The sequence below is a fragment of the Sphingomonas sp. P3_C5 genome (genome assembly GCF_056402635.1).
In genome coordinates this window covers 23,084-40,425 of the sequence record NZ_JBFUHA010000014.1, presented here as the reverse complement: position 1 = coordinate 40,425, position 17,342 = coordinate 23,084, and the positions used below count along the sequence as shown (strand labels likewise).

10 protein-coding genes are annotated in these 17,342 nt (G+C 63.4%); 9 read left to right on the top strand and 1 reads right to left on the bottom strand.

Annotated elements, in window-relative coordinates:
• The first annotated feature begins 24 nt into the window (after positions 1 to 24).
• The 8 genes from AC1DVS_RS24285 to AC1DVS_RS24250 all read left to right on the top strand — a co-directional run bounded on the left by AC1DVS_RS24285 (position 25) and on the right by AC1DVS_RS24250 (position 11,358).
• Complete coding sequence (locus tag AC1DVS_RS24285) at positions 25 to 2,076, top strand: NAD(+) synthase (protein WP_478027071.1); 2,052 nt, start codon at positions 25 to 27, stop codon at positions 2,074 to 2,076.
• Positions 2,077 to 2,388: 312 nt separating this feature from the next.
• Positions 2,389 to 4,779 carry a TonB-dependent receptor gene (locus AC1DVS_RS24280; protein ID WP_478027070.1) on the top strand — a complete coding sequence of 797 codons (2,391 nt, stop codon included), beginning with the start codon at positions 2,389 to 2,391 and terminating at the stop codon, positions 4,777 to 4,779.
• A 22-nt stretch (positions 4,780 to 4,801) separates the two neighbouring features.
• Positions 4,802 to 6,022 carry a parallel beta-helix domain-containing protein gene (locus AC1DVS_RS24275; protein ID WP_478027069.1) on the top strand — a complete coding sequence of 407 codons (1,221 nt, stop codon included), beginning with the start codon at positions 4,802 to 4,804 and terminating at the stop codon, positions 6,020 to 6,022.
• A gap of 8 nt (positions 6,023 to 6,030) precedes the next feature.
• Positions 6,031 to 7,203 (top strand): SO2930 family diheme c-type cytochrome, encoded by a 1,173-nt coding sequence (locus AC1DVS_RS24270; protein WP_478027068.1) that lies wholly within the window; start codon positions 6,031 to 6,033, stop codon positions 7,201 to 7,203.
• A complete protein-coding gene (locus AC1DVS_RS24265) occupies positions 7,200 to 8,459 on the top strand; it encodes a D-arabinono-1,4-lactone oxidase (protein WP_478027067.1) in 1,260 nt (419 codons plus the stop codon). Before AC1DVS_RS24270 ends, AC1DVS_RS24265 begins: the two co-directional genes overlap by 4 nt.
• On the top strand, positions 8,459 to 9,595 hold the full coding sequence (locus AC1DVS_RS24260; protein ID WP_478027066.1) for a DSD1 family PLP-dependent enzyme: 1,137 nt from the start codon (positions 8,459 to 8,461) through the stop codon (positions 9,593 to 9,595). Before AC1DVS_RS24265 ends, AC1DVS_RS24260 begins: the two co-directional genes overlap by 1 nt.
• A complete protein-coding gene (locus AC1DVS_RS24255) occupies positions 9,592 to 10,722 on the top strand; it encodes a hypothetical protein (RefSeq protein ID WP_478027065.1) in 1,131 nt (376 codons plus the stop codon). Before AC1DVS_RS24260 ends, AC1DVS_RS24255 begins: the two co-directional genes overlap by 4 nt.
• A gap of 9 nt (positions 10,723 to 10,731) precedes the next feature.
• Entirely contained in the window at positions 10,732 to 11,358 is a 627-nt protein-coding gene (locus tag AC1DVS_RS24250) for a TetR/AcrR family transcriptional regulator (protein ID WP_478027064.1), read from the top strand.
• A gap of 34 nt (positions 11,359 to 11,392) precedes the next feature.
• On the opposite strand, the gene AC1DVS_RS24245 is transcribed toward AC1DVS_RS24250, so the two are convergent.
• Complete coding sequence (locus AC1DVS_RS24245; RefSeq protein WP_478027063.1) at positions 11,393 to 11,725, bottom strand: DUF6481 family protein; 333 nt, start codon at positions 11,723 to 11,725, stop codon at positions 11,393 to 11,395.
• Positions 11,726 to 11,923: 198 nt separating this feature from the next.
• On the opposite strand from AC1DVS_RS24245, the gene AC1DVS_RS24240 reads away from it, so the two are divergent.
• A complete protein-coding gene (locus AC1DVS_RS24240) occupies positions 11,924 to 17,317 on the top strand; it encodes a beta strand repeat-containing protein (RefSeq protein ID WP_478027062.1) in 5,394 nt (1,797 codons plus the stop codon).
• Positions 17,318 to 17,342 lie beyond the last annotated feature (25 nt).

The following is a 17,342-nucleotide window of genomic DNA, read 5'->3' as shown; positions in this document are numbered from 1 at the left end:
GAAATATGGCTAAGCGCTCGTGCCATGGCAAAGACGCACCCTTTCCACTCGATCCACACCCATGAGCTGATCCGCGCCGGCGCCTGCACGCCGCATGCGACCGTCGGCGATCCAGCCGCCAATGCCGAGGCTGTGATCGCGCTGGCCAGGGACGGCCACAAGATCGGCGCTGACCTGCTGGTGTTCCCGGAGCTCAATATCAGCTCCTATGCGATCGACGACCTGCACCTCCAGGACGCGCTGCAGCGCGCCACGCAGGAGGCGCTCGCGAAAGTCGTGAAGGCGAGCGAGAAGCTGCGGCCGGTGCTGCTGGTCGGCGCCGCGCTGCCGCGCAACGGGCGGCTCTATAATTGCGCCCTCGCCATTGCGCGCGGGCGAGTGCTTGGCGTCGTGCCCAAGATCTTTCTGCCCAATTACCGCGAATATTATGAGAAGCGCTGGTTCGCGAGCGGCGGCGGGCTCACCGGGCTTGAAATTGAAGTTGCGGGTCAGACCGCACCCTTCGGCATCGACCTGCTCTTTGCCGCGAGCGACCTGCCGCATTTCATCTTCCATGTCGAAATCTGCGAGGATTACTGGGCCCCTACCCCGCCTTCGACCATGGGCGCGCTGGCCGGGGCTTTGGTCTGCTGCAACCTTTCCGCCTCGAACATCGTCGTCGGCAAGGCGCGCGAGCGGGCGTTGCTATGCGCATCGCAAAGCGCGCGTGCTGCCTGCGGCTATGTCTTCTCCGCCGCCGGGCCGGGCGAAAGCACGACCGATCTGTCCTGGGACGGCCAGGGCATGATCCATGAACTCGGCGAATTGATCGCTGAATCGACTCGCTTCCAGAGCGAACCGGATATGGTGGTTGCGGATATCGACTGTGGCCGTGTGCGGCAGGAGCGGATGCGCAACGGCACGTTCAACGATTCAGCCGTGCTCGCCGGGCATCCCGAGAACCGCTTCCGTCGCATAGGTTTCACCCACAAGCCGGACTTCGCGGATATCGGGCTGGTACGCGACATCCGCCGATTCCCGTTCGTGCCCAATACGCCCGAAAAGCTCGACCAGGATTGCTACGAAGCGTTCAACATCCAGGTCCAGGGTGTGTTGAAGCGCTTCGAGGCGGCGAAGGCGGAACGGCTGGTGATCGGCGTTTCGGGCGGGCTCGATTCGACTCATGCGCTGATCGTCGCGGCGAAGGCGATGGACCGGCTCGGCCTGCCGCGCGACCGCATCCTCGGCTTCACCATGCCCGGCTTCGCGACCAGCGAAGGCACCAAGACCAATGCCTGGGCGCTGATGCGCGCGCTCGGTATCGATGGCGACGAGATCGATATCCGCCCCGCCGCGCGGCAGATGCTTGCCGATATGGATCACCCGTTCGGGCGCGGCGAGCCGGTCTATGATGTGACCTTCGAGAATGTTCAGGCGGGCCTGCGCACCGATTATCTGTTCCGCCTCGCCAACCAGCGTGGCGGGCTGGTGGTCGGCACCGGCGATCTGTCGGAGCTGGCGCTGGGCTGGTGCACTTACGGCGTCGGCGACCAGATGAGCCATTATGCGGTCAATGCCGGCGTGCCCAAGACGCTGATCCAGTTCCTGATCCGCTGGTGCATCCGCACCAACCAATATGACCGCGAGACCGACCAGATCCTGGAAGCGATCCTCGCCACCGAAATCTCGCCCGAGCTGGTGCCGGCTGGGGCTGACGGCGCGATGCAGAGCACCGAGAGCCGGGTCGGGCCTTACGAGCTCAACGATTTCTTCCTGCACTATGTCATCCGCCACGGCATGGCGCCCTCCAAGATCGCGTTTCTCGCGCTCCACGCCTGGCGCGATGCCGCGGCCGGGCGCTGGCCGCGCGACTTCCCGGCGGCCGCGCGCAATGAATATGATCTGGCGACGATCCGCAGCTGGCTCGAGAAATTTCTCGTGCGGTTCTTCGTGCTGAGCCAGTTCAAGCGCTCGGCGATCCCGAACGGGCCGAAGGTCTCGACTGGCGGCGCGCTGTCCCCGCGCGGCGACTGGCGCGCGCCTTCGGACGGAGTGGCGACGGCGTGGCTGGACGAGCTGGCGCGTAACCTGCCCTGACTCCGGCTCCCGTTGCGATCCACACTTCGTTTATAATCGCGCGCGCGCCTTCTTCCCCTCTCCTTTTCAGGAGAGGGGCAAGCTGCGCAGCAGCGCGGGGTGAGGTTGAGTGCGAGACGCTTGCACTGGTCACCCTCACCCTTCCCAAGCTTCGCTTGGGCCCCTTCCCTCTCCCGCTGGGAGAGGGAGAAGCAGCGCTCCGCCGAATTGTGTGAATGCCTTAAGCTTGTGGCTGGGCCGGAGCAAAATAACGCTTGGCAAAGGCATTACGATAGCGATAGCTTTCCTTTTCGCCGCAAGGGGAGACAGAGGATGAGGAAGCGGATTCCGGGATCGCTCATATCGATCAGCGCACTTGTCTGGGCCCTGCCCGCCTTTGCACAGCAGGCGACACCCACCGCTACGGATCAGACCCAGGCCGGGCCGGAACTGCCCGACATCGTCGTCACCTCGCAGCGGCGCGAGCAGTCGCTTCAGGACGTGCCGATCAGCGTAACCGCCTTCACCGCTGAATCGATCAAGGCGCTCGATGCGCAAAGCGTCGGCGATCTCGATAATTTCACGCCGGGGCTCGAGATCAACGATACGTCGGTGACGCAGCCCTCCTACACGATCCGCGGCGTGAAGACCGATGATTTCGGCATCGGCACCGAGCCTTCGGTCGGCATCTTCGTTGACGGCGTCTATGCGGCGCGATCGGGATCCGCGCTGATCTTCTTCAACGATATCGCGCGTGTCGAAGTGCTCAAGGGGCCGCAGGGCACGCTGTTCGGGCGCAACACCTCGGCCGGGGCGATCTCGATCGTCACCAACAAGCCGAGCGATCAGCTCACTGCATTCGGGACGATCCAGGGCGGCAGCTATGGCAAGGTGCGGATCGACGCGACCGGCAATGTGCCGATCAGCGACACGCTCTATCTCCGCGTCAACGGCGTGTTCAACCGGCGCAACGGCTATCTCCACGACGCCGTCACCGGCGAAGACCGCGAGCGCCAGCACAATATGTCGGGCCGGGCTGCGTTGCGCTGGGCGCCGTCGACCTCGACCGACTTCGTGCTGGCCTATGATCATGACGACACGAAGAAGGACGGGCCGGCCTCGATCGGCGTCAGCAGCTTTGCGCTGAGCCAGGATCCGTACGGCCCCTTCACCAATGACGTGATCGGCAACCGCGAGACGCGGATCCTGAATGCCGTGACCCTGACCGGCCGGCATGATTTCGGGCCAGTCTCGCTGACCAGCATCAGCGCCTACAAGGCGTTCCAGACGCATAATCGCGAGGACGAGGACGGCACCAACGACCCGACCCGCTATTTCGACACCGAGAATATCGAGCACAACAAGAGCTTCTATCAGGAGCTCCGCCTTTCCTATGACGGCGACAGTCTCAAGGCGCTGCTCGGTGCGAGCTATTATTGGGAACATGGCACCCAGACCAGCGCGGCGACCCTGCTGACGGATTCGCTCGACCGCCTGCTGGGCGAAGTGGCCGGCTTCCCGATCTTCTCGATCCTCGACAGCACCGGCCTGCCGGTGTTCGGCCACACGTTCCGCGAGGACATGAACAATGACGCGCGCAACAAATCCTTCGCGGTCTATGGCGATGCCACCTACGATATCAACTCGCAGTTCTCAGTGACCGCGGGCATTCGCTACACCCATGACCGCAAGAGCTTCGGCTGGGAGAACGGCCCCTATATCGCCCCTGCCCTCTCGACGATCATGGCGCCGGGCGCGCTGTACAACGCGATCCTCGGCGTTCCGGCCTTTCCCGATGCGGTCAATTTCAGCGTCGCCGATTTCTTCGACGCGACGGTCGGCCCTAACGGGGTGATCTTCGACGAAGGTGCGCTCGAGGGCGTGCCGTTCCGGCGCACCGAGAGTTTCAACGATGTCAGCCCGCGCTTCGTGCTCAATTACAAGCCGAACAAGGACGTGCTGCTCTATGCCTCGGCCTCGCGCGGTTACAAGGCAGGCGGCTTCAACAGCCAGCAGATCAACTCCTTCTTCCGGCCCGAAAATGTCTGGAATTTCGAAGGCGGCGTGAAATCCGAACTGTTCGATCGCCGAGTGCGGCTGAACGCGTCGGGCTATTATTTCAAATACAAGAACCGGCAGTCGATCAGTCTCGAAACCAGCAGCAGCAGCGCGCTGCCGCAATATGTAACGGTTTCAGGAGATTCGCAGGCTTGGGGAATCGATTTCGAGACCCAGTTCGTGCTGACCCGCGACCTGACGCTCGGGCTGACTGGCGGCTATATCGATTCGACATGGGTGACGCGGACTGAGCGCGGCGTCGACATTTCGGGCCAGCCGACCGGCGAACCTTCGTTCCGCGGCGTCCTGAGCGCGCATTACAACCACCGTCTCGGCGGCGGCGGCAGGATCTTCGCCGATGCGAGCTACAGCTACACATCGAAGGTCCGGATGAACGATTCAGACCTGGTGCTGCTCGCCGGGATCGCGCCCTATGTCGATTATTCGAAGCTGAAAAAAGTCTATGCCGATCGCAACATCGCCAATGCCCGGATCGGCTACGGCTTTGCGGGCGATCATGTGACTGTCTCTGTGTTCGGGGACAATATCCTGGGCGACCAGATACCGCGGACGTTGAACGATATCAGCGCCGATATCTTCCATACGCCTTATGTCCGGCTTGACGAGCCGGCCACTTTCGGCGTCGAACTCGGTTTGAAGTTCTAGAAAATAACCGAGGATGTCCCGCATGATCAGGCACTCGCTGCTTCTCGCCTCCGGCGCCGCGCTCGCCTTGCTGTCCGCTTGTGGCGGCGCGAAGACCGACGCCAATGGATTCACCATCGACCCCGATTTCGAGAAGAAGCTCCAGGAGAAGCTGCTCGACGCGAAGCCCGGTGACGTGATCGAGATTCCGGCGGGGAAATTCGCCCTGTCGCGCAGCCTCAGCCTCACCGCCAATGGCGTGACGATTAAAGGCGCCGGGATGAAGCAGTCGATCCTGTCCTTCGCGAAGCAGAGCTCGGGTGCTGAAGGCATTCTCGTCACGGGTGACGACTTCACGATCCAGGACCTTGCGATCGAGGATTCGAAGGGCGACGCGCTCAAGATCAACGGCACGAAGAACGCAGTGATCCGCCGCGTTCGGGCCGAATGGACCGGCGGCGGCAAGACCTCGAATGGCGCGTACGGCCTGTATCCGGTGCAGGTCACCAATGTGCTGATCGAGGGCAGCGTGGTGAAGGGTGCCTCGGATGCCGGCATCTATGTCGGCCAATCGAACAACATCATCGTCCGCAACAACCGCGCCAGGGGCAACGTCGCGGGCATCGAGATCGAGAACTCAACCGGCGCGGATGTCTATGGCAACACAGCGGCGGGCAATACCGGCGGCATCCTGGTGTTCAACATGCCCAATTTGCCGGTGCCCGGCAGCAAGACGCGGGTGTTCAAGAACTCGGTCAAGGTCAACAACCACGTCAATTTCGGCGCAGCGGGCAGCGCGGTGAGCTCGGTTCCGCCGGGATCGGGCGTGATCGTCAATTCGAACGACGAGGTCGAGATTTTCGATAACGACATCACCGGTAACCAGACCGCGAATGTGATCATCTCGAGCTATTATTCGACCGGGTTCGGCACCAAGGGCGGAATCGCTGCGGCCTATGATCCTTTCCCCGAGAACATCTATGTTACCGGCAACCGCTTCACCGGCGGCGGCGACAAGCCGCCGGCGAAATACGCGCCGCTGATGGCGCTTGGCGGCGGCCGGCTGCCGGATGTGCTTTGGGACGGTTTCACCAATCCCAAGGTCGCCGACGCAGGGATCTGCGTGCAGAATGGCGCTGCGAAAATGCTGAACATCGATCTGCCGGGCAAGCTCGCCAACCCGCATATGCAGGTCGCGGATTGCGCGCCCAAGGCGCGCCTCCCGGAGATCAAACTGCCGGACGCGATGACAAAGGAAAAGTGACCGCCCGCATGACTCGCCTCCTGGCCTTCATGCTGGGCGCCCTTTTGCTCGCGGGCTGCGCCAATCGACCCGACCAGGTGACTTTCCACGCCACCGACAACCCGGAATCGCTCGCTGATTGGGGGCTGTTCACGGTGAAGGACGGCCGGATCTCGCCGCATCAGGGCATGGTCACCTATGAACTGCAAACGCCTTTGTTCAGCGACTATGCGCAGAAATGGCGGACTGTCTGGATGCCCAAAGGCGCGGCGGCAAAATATGATGCGGAAAAGGCCTTCGACTTTCCGGTCGGCACGATCGTCACCAAGACTTTTTATTATACCGTGCCGAATTCAGCGGCGAAGCCGGGCGAGAGCACAACCGTCGTCAAGATGACGCCGGCGACCTATCAGCGCGGTATCGATGGCCTCGATTTGCGCCATGTCCGCCTGATCGAGACCCGGCTGCTGGTGCGGCGCGCGAATGGCTGGGAGGCGCTGCCTTATGTGTGGAACGCCGATCAGACCGAGGCGAAGCTCGACCGGACCGGCGAGGATATTCCGCTCGATCTGGTCGACGGATCGAAGCACACGCCGTTCGTCTATTCAGTGCCCAACGCCAATCAATGCGCGGGGTGCCACACCGCCGATTTTCACGACCGCAAGCTTTTCCCGATCGGGCTCAAGGCGCGGCACCTCAACCGCCCGTTCGGCGGGCCGGGGGGGGAGATCAACCAGCTTCAGCGGCTGGCGGCGATCGGCTATCTGACGGGACTTCCCGGTGCCGACGTGCCGCGCGAGGCCAATTGGCAGGACGCGGCGGCACCGATCGGGGAACGCGCGCGCGCCTATCTCGATGTCAATTGCGCGCATTGCCACAATGCCGCTGGTCCGGCGCGGACATCCGGGCTGTGGCTTGACGCGAAGACGCTCGATCCAAGGCTGATCGGTGCGTGCAAGCCGCCGGTCGCGGCTGGGCGTGGCACCGGCAACCGGCCGTTCGATATCGTGCCCGGCCATCCCGAGCGCTCGATCATCTCCTATCGGCTCGCGAGCACCGATCCGGGCGAAATGATGCCCGAACTGGGCCGCTCTCTGGAACATCAGGAAGGAGTCGCAATGATCGCTGACTGGATTATCACGCTGAAAGGCGCCTGCACCGTTGAGACAAAGCCGGATGCCGCTACCGGAACCGCCTGGTGAACGCCTGGTCCAACTGGTCGGGCAGCGTAAAGACCACGCCGCAGCGGATCCTGCGTCCGCGCGACGAGGCGGAACTGGCTGCCGCCGTCGCGGCTGCGGGCAAGGTGCGCGCAACAGGCGCCAGCCACTCCTTCATGCCGCTATGCGCGACCGACGGCCTGCTGGTGAATCTCGAGGATATGCCGGGCGCTCTCAGGATCGCGCCCGATCGCAAGACGATCACCGCGCCGGCGGGCTGGAGCCTGAAGCGGCTGACCGCGGCGCTCTGGGAAGAGGGCCTGTCGCTTCCCAATCAGGGAGACGTCAATCCGCAGTCGCTGGCCGGCTCGACCTCGACCGGGACTCATGGCACCGGGCGAGGCCTCGGCTCGCTTGCCACCCTGGTGCGGAGCGTCCGGCTGATGCGCGCCGATGGCAGCGTGATCCGGGTCAGTCCGACCGAAGAGCCGGAGCTGTTCGAGGCGCAGCGACTGTCGCTCGGCCTGTTCGGTATCTCGCTCGACATCGAGATCGATGTGATTCCCGCCTATCACCTGGTCGAGCGGGTCGAGAAGCGCCCGCTGGCCGAGCTCGCGACGCATTTCTCGGAGCTGTGCGACCAGCATCGCCATGTCGAATTCTGGGTCTTCCCCTATGCCGACCTGGCGATCTTCAAGACGCTGGACGTGACTGACCCCTGCGACCCGCCGGCCTCGACCACCGACATCGAGGAGACCGCATTTCGCCGGATCTGCAATCTCTGCAAGGCGCTCCCCATCCTTACGCCGAGCCTGCAGCGGCTGATCATGCGGCAATCGCTGAACAACAGCCGGCGGGGGCCGGCTCATCTGATCTTCCCGTCGGACCGTACGGTACGCTTCGAAGAGATGGAATATGAAGTGCCCGAGGCAGCCGGCATGGCGGCGCTGCAGGAGGTGATCGCGTGGATCCGCCGCAAGCGCCAGCCGGTCGCCTTCCCGTTCGAATATCGGCTGGTCGCGGGCGATGATATCTGGATGAGCCCGATGAATGCCGGGGCCTGCAACTCGATCTCGATGCACCAATATCACAAGATGCCCTGGCAGGAGGCCTTTGCCGATGCCGAGGCGATCTTCCGCGCGCATGGCGGCCGGCCGCATTGGGCGAAGCGCCACACGCTCAGCCGCGCCGATGTCGACCTGCTCTATCCCCAGGCGGAGCGATATCGCGCGGTCAGGCGGCTGCACGATCCTTCAGGCAAGTTCCTCAATCCTCATCTTTCGGAGTTGTTTGCCTGATGGACGATTATGCGCTTCACGCCTCACTGATCGGCCAACAGGGCTCCCGCGCGGCACTCAACACGCCGGTGCTGGTGCTCGACCGCGAGGTGCTCGATCGCAACATCGCGACGATGGCTGCGCTGGCGAAAGCACGCGGCGTGACGCTGCGGCCGCACGCCAAGACGCACAAGAGCGTCGCGATCGGCCGCCGCCAGATCGCCGCCGGCGCAGTCGGGCTGTGCTGCGCCAAGCTCGGCGAGGCGGAAGCGCTGGCCGAGGGCGGGATCGCCGGGCTGCACATCACCTCGCCGGTGGTCACTCCACAGGCGATCGCCAGGTTGATCGCGCTCGACGCCGTGTCGGATGGGCTGAGCGTGGCGGTCGATAATCCCGACAATGTTGCCGCGATTGGCCATGCCGCTTCCGAGGCGGGGCAGGTGATCGGCGTCTTCATCGATCTCGATCCGGGCATTCACCGCACCGGCGTCGCCTCGCCCGATGCCGCCGTTGCGCTGGCACAGACAATCGCCGCCGAGCCGGGGCTGCGCTATCGCGGACTCCAATATTATTGCGGGCTCCAGCAGCATATCGAAGACTATGCCGCGCGCCGCGCCGCGATCGAGGAGCGCACCGCCTATCTCAGTGTGGTGATCGGTGCGCTCACCGAGGCCGGGTTCGCGCCCGATATCGTGACGGGCGGCGGCACGGGCACGCACGCGATCGATCTCGACCTCGGCGTGTTCACCGAATTGCAGGTCGGTTCCTATGTCTTCATGGACCGGCAATATAATGACTGCGACCTGACCGGCGACGGCGCGGCGCCATTCGAGACGTCGCTGTTCGTCGATGCGAGCGTGGTCAGCGCGAACACGCCGGGGCTTTCCACGATCGACGCCGGTTTCAAGTCTCTATCGACCGATGGCGGCTCGCCATCGGTCGCGGACGGAGCGCCGGCCAACGCGCATTTCCTGTTCATGGGCGACGAGCATTCAGCGCTGATCGGGGCGGAGGCGCATCTGCCGATCGGCCGGCGAGTCACCCTGGTCGTGCCGCACTGCGACCCGACGGTGAACCTCTATGATTTCTACCATGTCGTCCGCGACAACACGCTGATCGAGATCTGGCCGGTTTCCGCGCGCGGTCGCGCGCGATGAGCCCGGGCCGCTGGTCGGCATCCTCGATCTCGGCGGTGATGATCGTCGGGATCGTCGGTGTGCTGATCGCCGGCCTCCAGCCGCAATTGCTCGGCGCGCTGGCACGGGAAGGCAGGCTTAGCGATACGCAGTTAGGCCTGACTGCAACGATCGAACTGCTCGCGATGGGGCTGGCGGCGGGCGGGATCGGGCTGCTGATTAAGCCTGTCCGCCTGCGCACGATCACGGCCGCGGCAACGATCATTGTCGTTCTGGCCGATTACGTGACGCCCTCGCTGTCGGGTGGAGAGGTCATGCTGGCGCGGGTTGTCGCCGGGCTGGCGAGCGGCGTTCTGATCTGGATCACGATCGGTTTGATCGCCCGCACGGCGATACCTGAACGCTGGGCCGGCATCTTTCTGATGACGCAGACGCTGGCGCAGTTCGGCGTCGCGGCGATCCTGGCGAATGTCATCCCCGTGTCCGGCGCGCATGGCGGATTCCTCGCTTTGGGTGCGATCAGCCTGATCGCCCTGCTCTGCCTGCCTTTCCTGCCGCGCAGCTATCCGCCGCTCGATCGTGGTGAGGAAGCAACAGCCTTGCCACCACGCGCGGGTATGGCGGCGCTGATCAGCGTCCTGATCTACCTCGCCTTTGTCGTCGGCCTATGGGTCTATCTCGAACCGCTCGCGATCCGGGGCGGCGTCGATTCCGGTGCTGTCGCGCTTGCGGTGCCGATCGGGCTGGGCGCGCAGGTTGCGGGTGCGCTCCTCGCAACACTGATCGTCGGGCGGGTAAAGGCATTATGGGTGGTGCTGGCCACGGCCGCCTTGAACCTCGTTCTGCTCGCCATATTCGGCGCTGGGCCGGCGGCGGCGCTGTTCCTCGCTGCCACCGGAATGTTCGGCTTCCTGTGGATGTTCATCATGCCGTTCCAGCTCGAGCTGGTGATCATCGCCGACCCAACCCGCCGCGCTGCGACCCTGATCGGCGGTGCGCAGCTCATCGGATCGAGCCTTGGCCCGTTGCTGGCGTCGCTGCTGGTCGGCGAGAAGCAGGTCGGCAATGTGCTGTGGATGGGCGCCGCGTGCATCCTGGCCAGCACTTTAATTGTTGTTGGCCTTCAATTCCGAAGGCGCGCGGCGTAAGTGGCCCCCATGAAGGCGGCCCAACCCGATCTTGCGACGCCGTCGCGGCCCCTGCCGCGGCAGGAGCGATCCCAGCAGACCTATGATTTGTTGCTGCGCGTCGCCGGCGAATTGCTGGCCGAGGTCGGCATGGACGCGATCTCGACCAATATGATCTGCGCACGCGCCGGGCTGACCCCGCCCGCGCTCTATCGCTATTTCGATGACAAATATGCCGTGCTCGAGGCCCTCGCCCGCCGATTGATGAACCGGCAGAATGTCGTGCTGGAGCAATGGATCGAGCGTAACGAGGACGGCGGACCCGATGCTTTCAGCGCGCATATCGTCGATCTGATGCGCGACACCGCTGCCGTGACCGCGAGCGAGCCCGGCGCGGTCTGGATCCTGCGCGCACTCCACGCCTCACCCCGCCTCGTTCATATCCGGGTCGAATCGCACCGCTATGTTACTGATCGGCTGGTCGAGGCCTATGCGCGGCATATGCCCGATATCGACCACGACGAGCTTTGGCAGCGCCTCCGTCTCTCAATTGAGATCGGCTTTGCGGTGGACGAAATGCTGCAGGAAGAAGACCGCATCCCTTCGGAAACGGCCTTCCAATACGCCGCCAATATATTGCGGCGCGCGCTCGACTGAAGCTGAGTGCGGGCCAGGCGGCCCGCGCCTCGTGTTATTTGCGCTTCTTGCGGGCCGCGTAGCGCGCGTCGCGCGCCGCCTTTTTCTCGGCTTCGGTCAACTCGGCGCGGACGGCCTGCTGTGCGACTTCGAGCTTCGCTGCTTCGGCCTTGGCGATCTTGTCGAGCTTCGCCTGCTCCATCGCCGCCTTTTTGGCAGCGCGCTTCTCGGCCTCGGCGGCTTCCTTCGCCGCACGTGCGGCTGCGCGTTCGGCGGCGACGGCCGGATCGATCGGCGCCTTTGCCTTGAGTTTCTCAAGTGCGGATTGCTTGGCCTGCGCGGAAAGCGCGGCGCGGTCCTTGAAGGAGGGTTCTTTATACGATGCCATCGGCGCCCCTTAGAAGCTTTTCGCGCGATAGGAAATGGCAGTTGAAATCTTGCCGTCGGCAAGGGGAAACAGGCTGCGCCGGTCTGGCTGGTGTTCGCGCTGCGCCTGGCATGGACTCGGAGCGCTTTATTAATTAACTTAGTTATTCAGGTCTGTACGATCCGCTGGGGGCGGAATTCGGCATCGGGGGGATATAAAATGGCAAACACTGTGCCAGTGGCAGACGATGTCGCGACCATGGGCGACGAAGACGCCGGGCTGATTACCATAACCCTCACTGCCTTTGACATGGAAGATGCCGACGGCATCGCGGCGATTTTTCGCCTCAATAGCCTCCCCTTGCACGGTACGCTCTTCGATCAATTCGCCAATCCGGCCACGATTGGTGACGATTATGGCGCCTCGGATTTCGACATTGATCTCGGTCGCTGGACGCTGCCCCTATATTTCGTCCCCGACGCCAATTGGAGCGGCGCTACAGACTTCAGCTATATCTCCATCGACAGCAATGAGACTGAGTCGAGCAACGCGACCGCGACCATCACCGTCAATCTAACCGACCTCGACGGCTCGGAGGCACTCAACTCAGTCACCATCGACCGGCTTCCCGAAGGCTTTATGCTGTCGGCGGACCGCCGCGCGGGCGGCGACCCCACCGGTGCGCGGGTGATCGACCGCACCGATCCGGCCGATGCAACCTTTCTGGATGGGCTCGCCTCCGGCACCGACCAGCTGAAGATCACCGCCGCCGCTGACTTTCTCGGCTCAGCCGATCTGCATATCCACGGACAGAGCGTCGAACTCAGCGCGCTCGCCTCGACCGCTGATCCGAGAATCGCTTCCGTCTCCCCGGTGATCGCCGCCGCTGTCGAGGCAGTGGATGACAATCTCGCAGCGATCGAAGACACGCCCGTGACCTATGCTGCCGCCGATATCCTCGGCAATGACGATGTGGCGCCCGGGGAAACGCTGGTGATCGATAGCGTCACTGCCGTATCCGGCGGATCGGTGGTGCTCAATCCCGACGGCACCGTCACCTTCACGCCCGACGCCGATTTCAACGGCGACGCCAGTTTCGACTATGTCATGAGCGATACTAGCGGAGGGACTGACTCGGGAACCGTCACCGTCACGGTGGCGTCAGTCAATGATGCGCCTGTGCTCGACCTCGATGTCTTCTCGCCAGGCAACGACGCCGCCACGAGTTTCACCGAGGGCGATTCGTCCCTGACGCTGGCGCCGAACGCAGCGCTTACCGACGACAATAGCAGTTTCGATGGCGCCACCCTGACCATCACCTTTGCCGCCAATGGCAGCAGCGACGATCAGCTGACGATCAACAATATCGGCACTGGCCCGGGCGAGCTTGGGGTGTCCGGCACCGACGTAACCTATGAAGGCACGATCGTTGGCAGCTTCAGCGGCGGCGACAATGGCAATCCGCTTGTCATCACCTTCAACGCCGATGCCTGTCATTGTGCGGTTCAGCTGGCGATGGATAATATCGCCTTCTCCAACAGCTCGGACACGCCCTCGACCGACCAGCGCACCGTGTCGTTCACATTGGTCGATGGCGGCGGTATCGCGCTTGGCGGATCGGACACGGGAAGCGCGGACGTCGTGATTGATGTCACCGCGATCAACGATGCGCCAGTCGTGACCACGCTCGTCATCGGTTACGCGGCGGCCGAGCAGGTCGCTCTCGACATCAAGAATAGTGGTATCTCGTTTTCGGACGCCGATGCGAGCGAACACCAGGTCACTGTGACCCTCGGCGTCGATTATGGCGTGCTCCATCTAGAGGCGGGCGGCACCGCTGTCGTCATTACCGACAACGACACCGGCCTTGTCACGCTGAGTGGCACGATCGCCGACATCAACGCGCTACTCAACGGCGATGCGACCAGCGTAGTCACCTATACCGCCGACGACGATTTCCCGCCGTCGAGCGCCACGCTCACACTCAGCATCGACGATGGCGGCAGCAGTGGCAACGGCGGCGTCCTGACCGGCTCAGCAACGGTGACGATCGACATCACATCGGTGAACGACGCGCCGTTGCTCGACCTCGATTTCTTCTCGCCGGGCAACGACGCCGTCGCGACCTTCTATGAAGGTTCGCCGCCAGTCTTCCTGGCCTATGATGCGGCGTTCGATGACGATAACGCGAATTGGGACGGCGCGACGCTCACCGTGTCGATCGCCGGCGCAACCGCCGGCGATCAGCTGACCATCGACGATGAAGGCACCGGCCCGGGCGAGCTCGGCGTCAGTGGCTCGGACATCACCTATGAGGGTGAAGTCGTCGGCACCTGGAGCGGCGGCGTGAACGGCGCACCTTTGGTGGTCACCTTCAACGCAGACGCCTGCGCCTGTGCGGTGGAACTCCTAGCCGGCAGCATCTTGTTCGAGAACACGGACGACTTGCTGGCGGTGGAATCGCGCACCGTCAGCTTCACCTTTGTCGATGGTGCCGGCGGTGACGATACCGCGGTATCGACCGTCGCCCTTGACCTGATCCCAGCCAACGAGATCGTCGTTGGGCCCGATGTGACCGTTAACGAGGACGCGGCAGTCGCGATCACCGGCATCTTCGTCACCGGTGTCGCTGCCGATCCGGCGACCGATCTGGTGACTGTCCATCTCCAGGTGGATCATGGCACGCTCGACATTCGTACCGACGTCGTCGGCGGCATCGATGCCAGCGCCATCACCGCCGGCGCCGACAACAGCAACGACATCACCATCACCGCCACCCAGGACCAGATCGACGCAACGCTCGCGGCGGCGAACGGCCTGACCTATCAGGGCGATGCGAATTATTTCGGCGCGGACGAACTGGCGATCTCGGCGCATGCGGTGATCACACCACCGACTGAGATCGCGTTTACCGATCTGGGTCCATTGGATCTCGGCACACCCGCGACCGCGCTCGCTTTTGCCGATCTTGATGCTGACGGCCTATCCGAGATCGTGCTGGGGCTCAATGGCGGCATTGTAGTCCTGGGCGGCACGATCGTCGGCGGCTTCGAGATTGACGGCGCGCCCAGCGCGTTCGCCTTTGGCGATCTGGACGGCGACGGCGTCCTCGATATCGGCTTCTCCAGCTATGATTCCGACGGCTTCGGTTATGTCGGTTATATCTCGTCGATCGACGGCAGCACGGTTGCGATCGATGACGTGCCCTTTGCCACCGATCTGGTCGCCGCCGACTTCAACGGCGATGGCCTGATCGATCTCGCAGCCGCCGATGCCGATAACGGCCGGGTCGCCATCATCTTGCAAACCGCGCCCGGCGTGTTCGCGCCGGCGGTCTTTTCAGCGACCACCAGCCAGTTCACCAGCGCGCTCGCGGTTGGCGATTTCAACGGCGATGGCTTCCTCGATCTGCTCGCCGGGAATATCGGCGACTCGGCGACACTCGCACCTCCCGGCTCAGTCGATCTGATGCTAGGCATTGGCGACGGCACCTTTGCCGCCGCGACCCAGGTCGTGACCGTCCCGTCCAACGTCACCAGCGTGGCCGTTGCCGATTTCAACGGCGACGGCTTTCTCGATTTCGCCTTCACCTCCTTCGGCGATCCCAGTGACCCGAGCATCACCAACGGCGTCGAGATCGTCATGGGCAATGGCGACGGAACCTTTGGCGCTGCCATTGGCTATCAGACAACCGAAAGTGGCATACCGACCCATGTCGTTGCCGGCGACCTGAATGGCGATGGCTTTGTCGATCTCGTCGTCTCCAACGGAGATTTTCCGGGCACTGTCTCCATCCTGGGCGGCAATGGCGACGGCACCTTCCAGACGCCGATCATTCTCGACAGCGACGTGTTCCCCGAGCTCCTCGCCCTTGGCGACCCCGACGGCGATGGCGATCTCGACCTGATCGTCGGCAATACCGGCGACGCATCGATCACCGCCTATAATAATGATCATATCGACACGCCGGAAGACACGGTCGGCGTGGTGGGGATCACGGTCGACTCAGTCGACGACGCCCCGGTGGCAGTGAACGACACCGGCGCGACCGTCGCCGAAAATGCGATCGTCTCGATCGACACGCTGGCCAATGACAGCGATGTTGATGGACCGCCCCCGGCGTTGGCCACGGTCAATGGAGCCGTGCTGGTCAATCCGGGCGATTTCACCACCCTGCTCTCCGGTGCAAGGGTGTCGCTCAACGCCGACGGCACGCTGACCTATGATCCGCACAGCGCGTTCAACTCGCTGATTACCGCCGCCACCGCCGCCGCCACCGGCGCGGTCAATACCAGTGCCGTTGACAGCTTTTCCTACACGCTGGTCGGCGGCGGCACCGGTACCGTCAGCGTAACCGTGAACGGCGTCACCTCGGTGGATGATCGGCTCGGCGGCGATGGGGGCGACAATGTCATCACCGCCCGCCCCGGCACTGACATCTATATGCTCCAGGGCGGCGGACACGACACAGCGACTGGTGGCGGCAGCGGCGACGGCTTCTATTTCGGCGCTGCGCTCGATCCGCTCGACAATGTCGATGGCGGTGCCGGCGATGATGATCAGGTCGCGCTGCAGGGCGATTATACCGGCGCCAACGCGCTGACCTTCGGCGCGGGCAATCTCGTCAATATCGAGACGCTGGTGATTTATTCCGGCAGCACCACCGGGTTCGGCGACAATGCCGGCAACAGCTACAGCTACGACCTGACCACGATCGACGCCAATGTCGACGCGGGCAAGACGCTCACCGTCAACGCCAATCTCCTCCATGCCGGCGAAAACCTGACCTTCAACGGCTCGGCCGAAACCAATGGCAGCTTCCTCGTCTTTGCCGGTCTCGGCAATGACAGCCTGACGGGCGGCCAGGGCAGCGATGCCTTCTTCTTCGGCGATGGGGGACGTTTCACCGCGGCGGATCATGTCGATGGGCAGGGCGGCACCGACGATCAGCTTGGTCTGCGCGGCGATTATTCAGCAGGCGTGGTGTTCGGCGCAGGCACGATGACGAACATCGAAACCCTGGTTCTGCTCTCGGCATCGGACGCGCGGTTCGCGCTGCCGGGCACCGCCTTCGATTACAATGTCACGCTCGACGACGCCAATGTCGGTGCCGGCAAGATGCTCAACGTCAATGCCAATGGCCTGCACGCTGGCGAGGACGTGACCTTCAACGGCTCGGCCGAACTCGATGGCGCGTTCCGCTTCATGATGGGGGCGGGCAACGACACGCTGACCGGCGGTGCGGGGAATGATCTCTTCTATGGCCGGCTCGGTCAGGATGTGATGACCGGCGGCGGCGGCAATGACAATTTCTACTTCCGCGCGATCGGCGAATCCACCGCGGGCGCGATGGACCATATCATGGACTTCAATACCGGCGATCATATTGATCTGTCGGCAATCGATGCCAGCACAACCAACGCCGGCAATGACGCCTTCGCCTTTATCGGCGAGGCAGCGTTCAATCATGTCGCCGGCGAATTGCGCGTCGTCGGCGCGGGGAGCGACTGGATCGTCGAAGGCGATGTGGACGGAGACGGAATCGCCGACATATCGATCGCCGTAACGACGACCGGCGGATATAATTTCGCCACGAATGATTTCATCCTGTAGGGGAGCCGTTATAGGCCCCCGGGAA

Excerpts from the sequence above, each read along its gene's own strand:
- AC1DVS_RS24270 (WP_478027068.1), top strand. The coding sequence starts at position 6,031 with ATGACTCGCCTCCTGGCCTTCATGCTGGGCGCCCTTTTGCTCGCGGGC.
- AC1DVS_RS24280 (WP_478027070.1), top strand. The coding sequence starts at position 2,389 with ATGAGGAAGCGGATTCCGGGATCGCTCATATCGATCAGCGCACTTGTC.
- AC1DVS_RS24240 (WP_478027062.1), top strand. The coding sequence starts at position 11,924 with ATGGCAAACACTGTGCCAGTGGCAGACGATGTCGCGACCATGGGCGAC.
- AC1DVS_RS24250 (WP_478027064.1), top strand. The coding sequence starts at position 10,732 with ATGAAGGCGGCCCAACCCGATCTTGCGACGCCGTCGCGGCCCCTGCCG.
- AC1DVS_RS24260 (WP_478027066.1), top strand. The coding sequence starts at position 8,459 with ATGGACGATTATGCGCTTCACGCCTCACTGATCGGCCAACAGGGCTCC.
- AC1DVS_RS24245 (WP_478027063.1), bottom strand. The coding sequence starts at position 11,725 with ATGGCATCGTATAAAGAACCCTCCTTCAAGGACCGCGCCGCGCTTTCC.
- AC1DVS_RS24285 (WP_478027071.1), top strand. The coding sequence starts at position 25 with ATGGCAAAGACGCACCCTTTCCACTCGATCCACACCCATGAGCTGATC.
- AC1DVS_RS24255 (WP_478027065.1), top strand. The coding sequence starts at position 9,592 with ATGAGCCCGGGCCGCTGGTCGGCATCCTCGATCTCGGCGGTGATGATC.
- AC1DVS_RS24275 (WP_478027069.1), top strand. The coding sequence starts at position 4,802 with ATGATCAGGCACTCGCTGCTTCTCGCCTCCGGCGCCGCGCTCGCCTTG.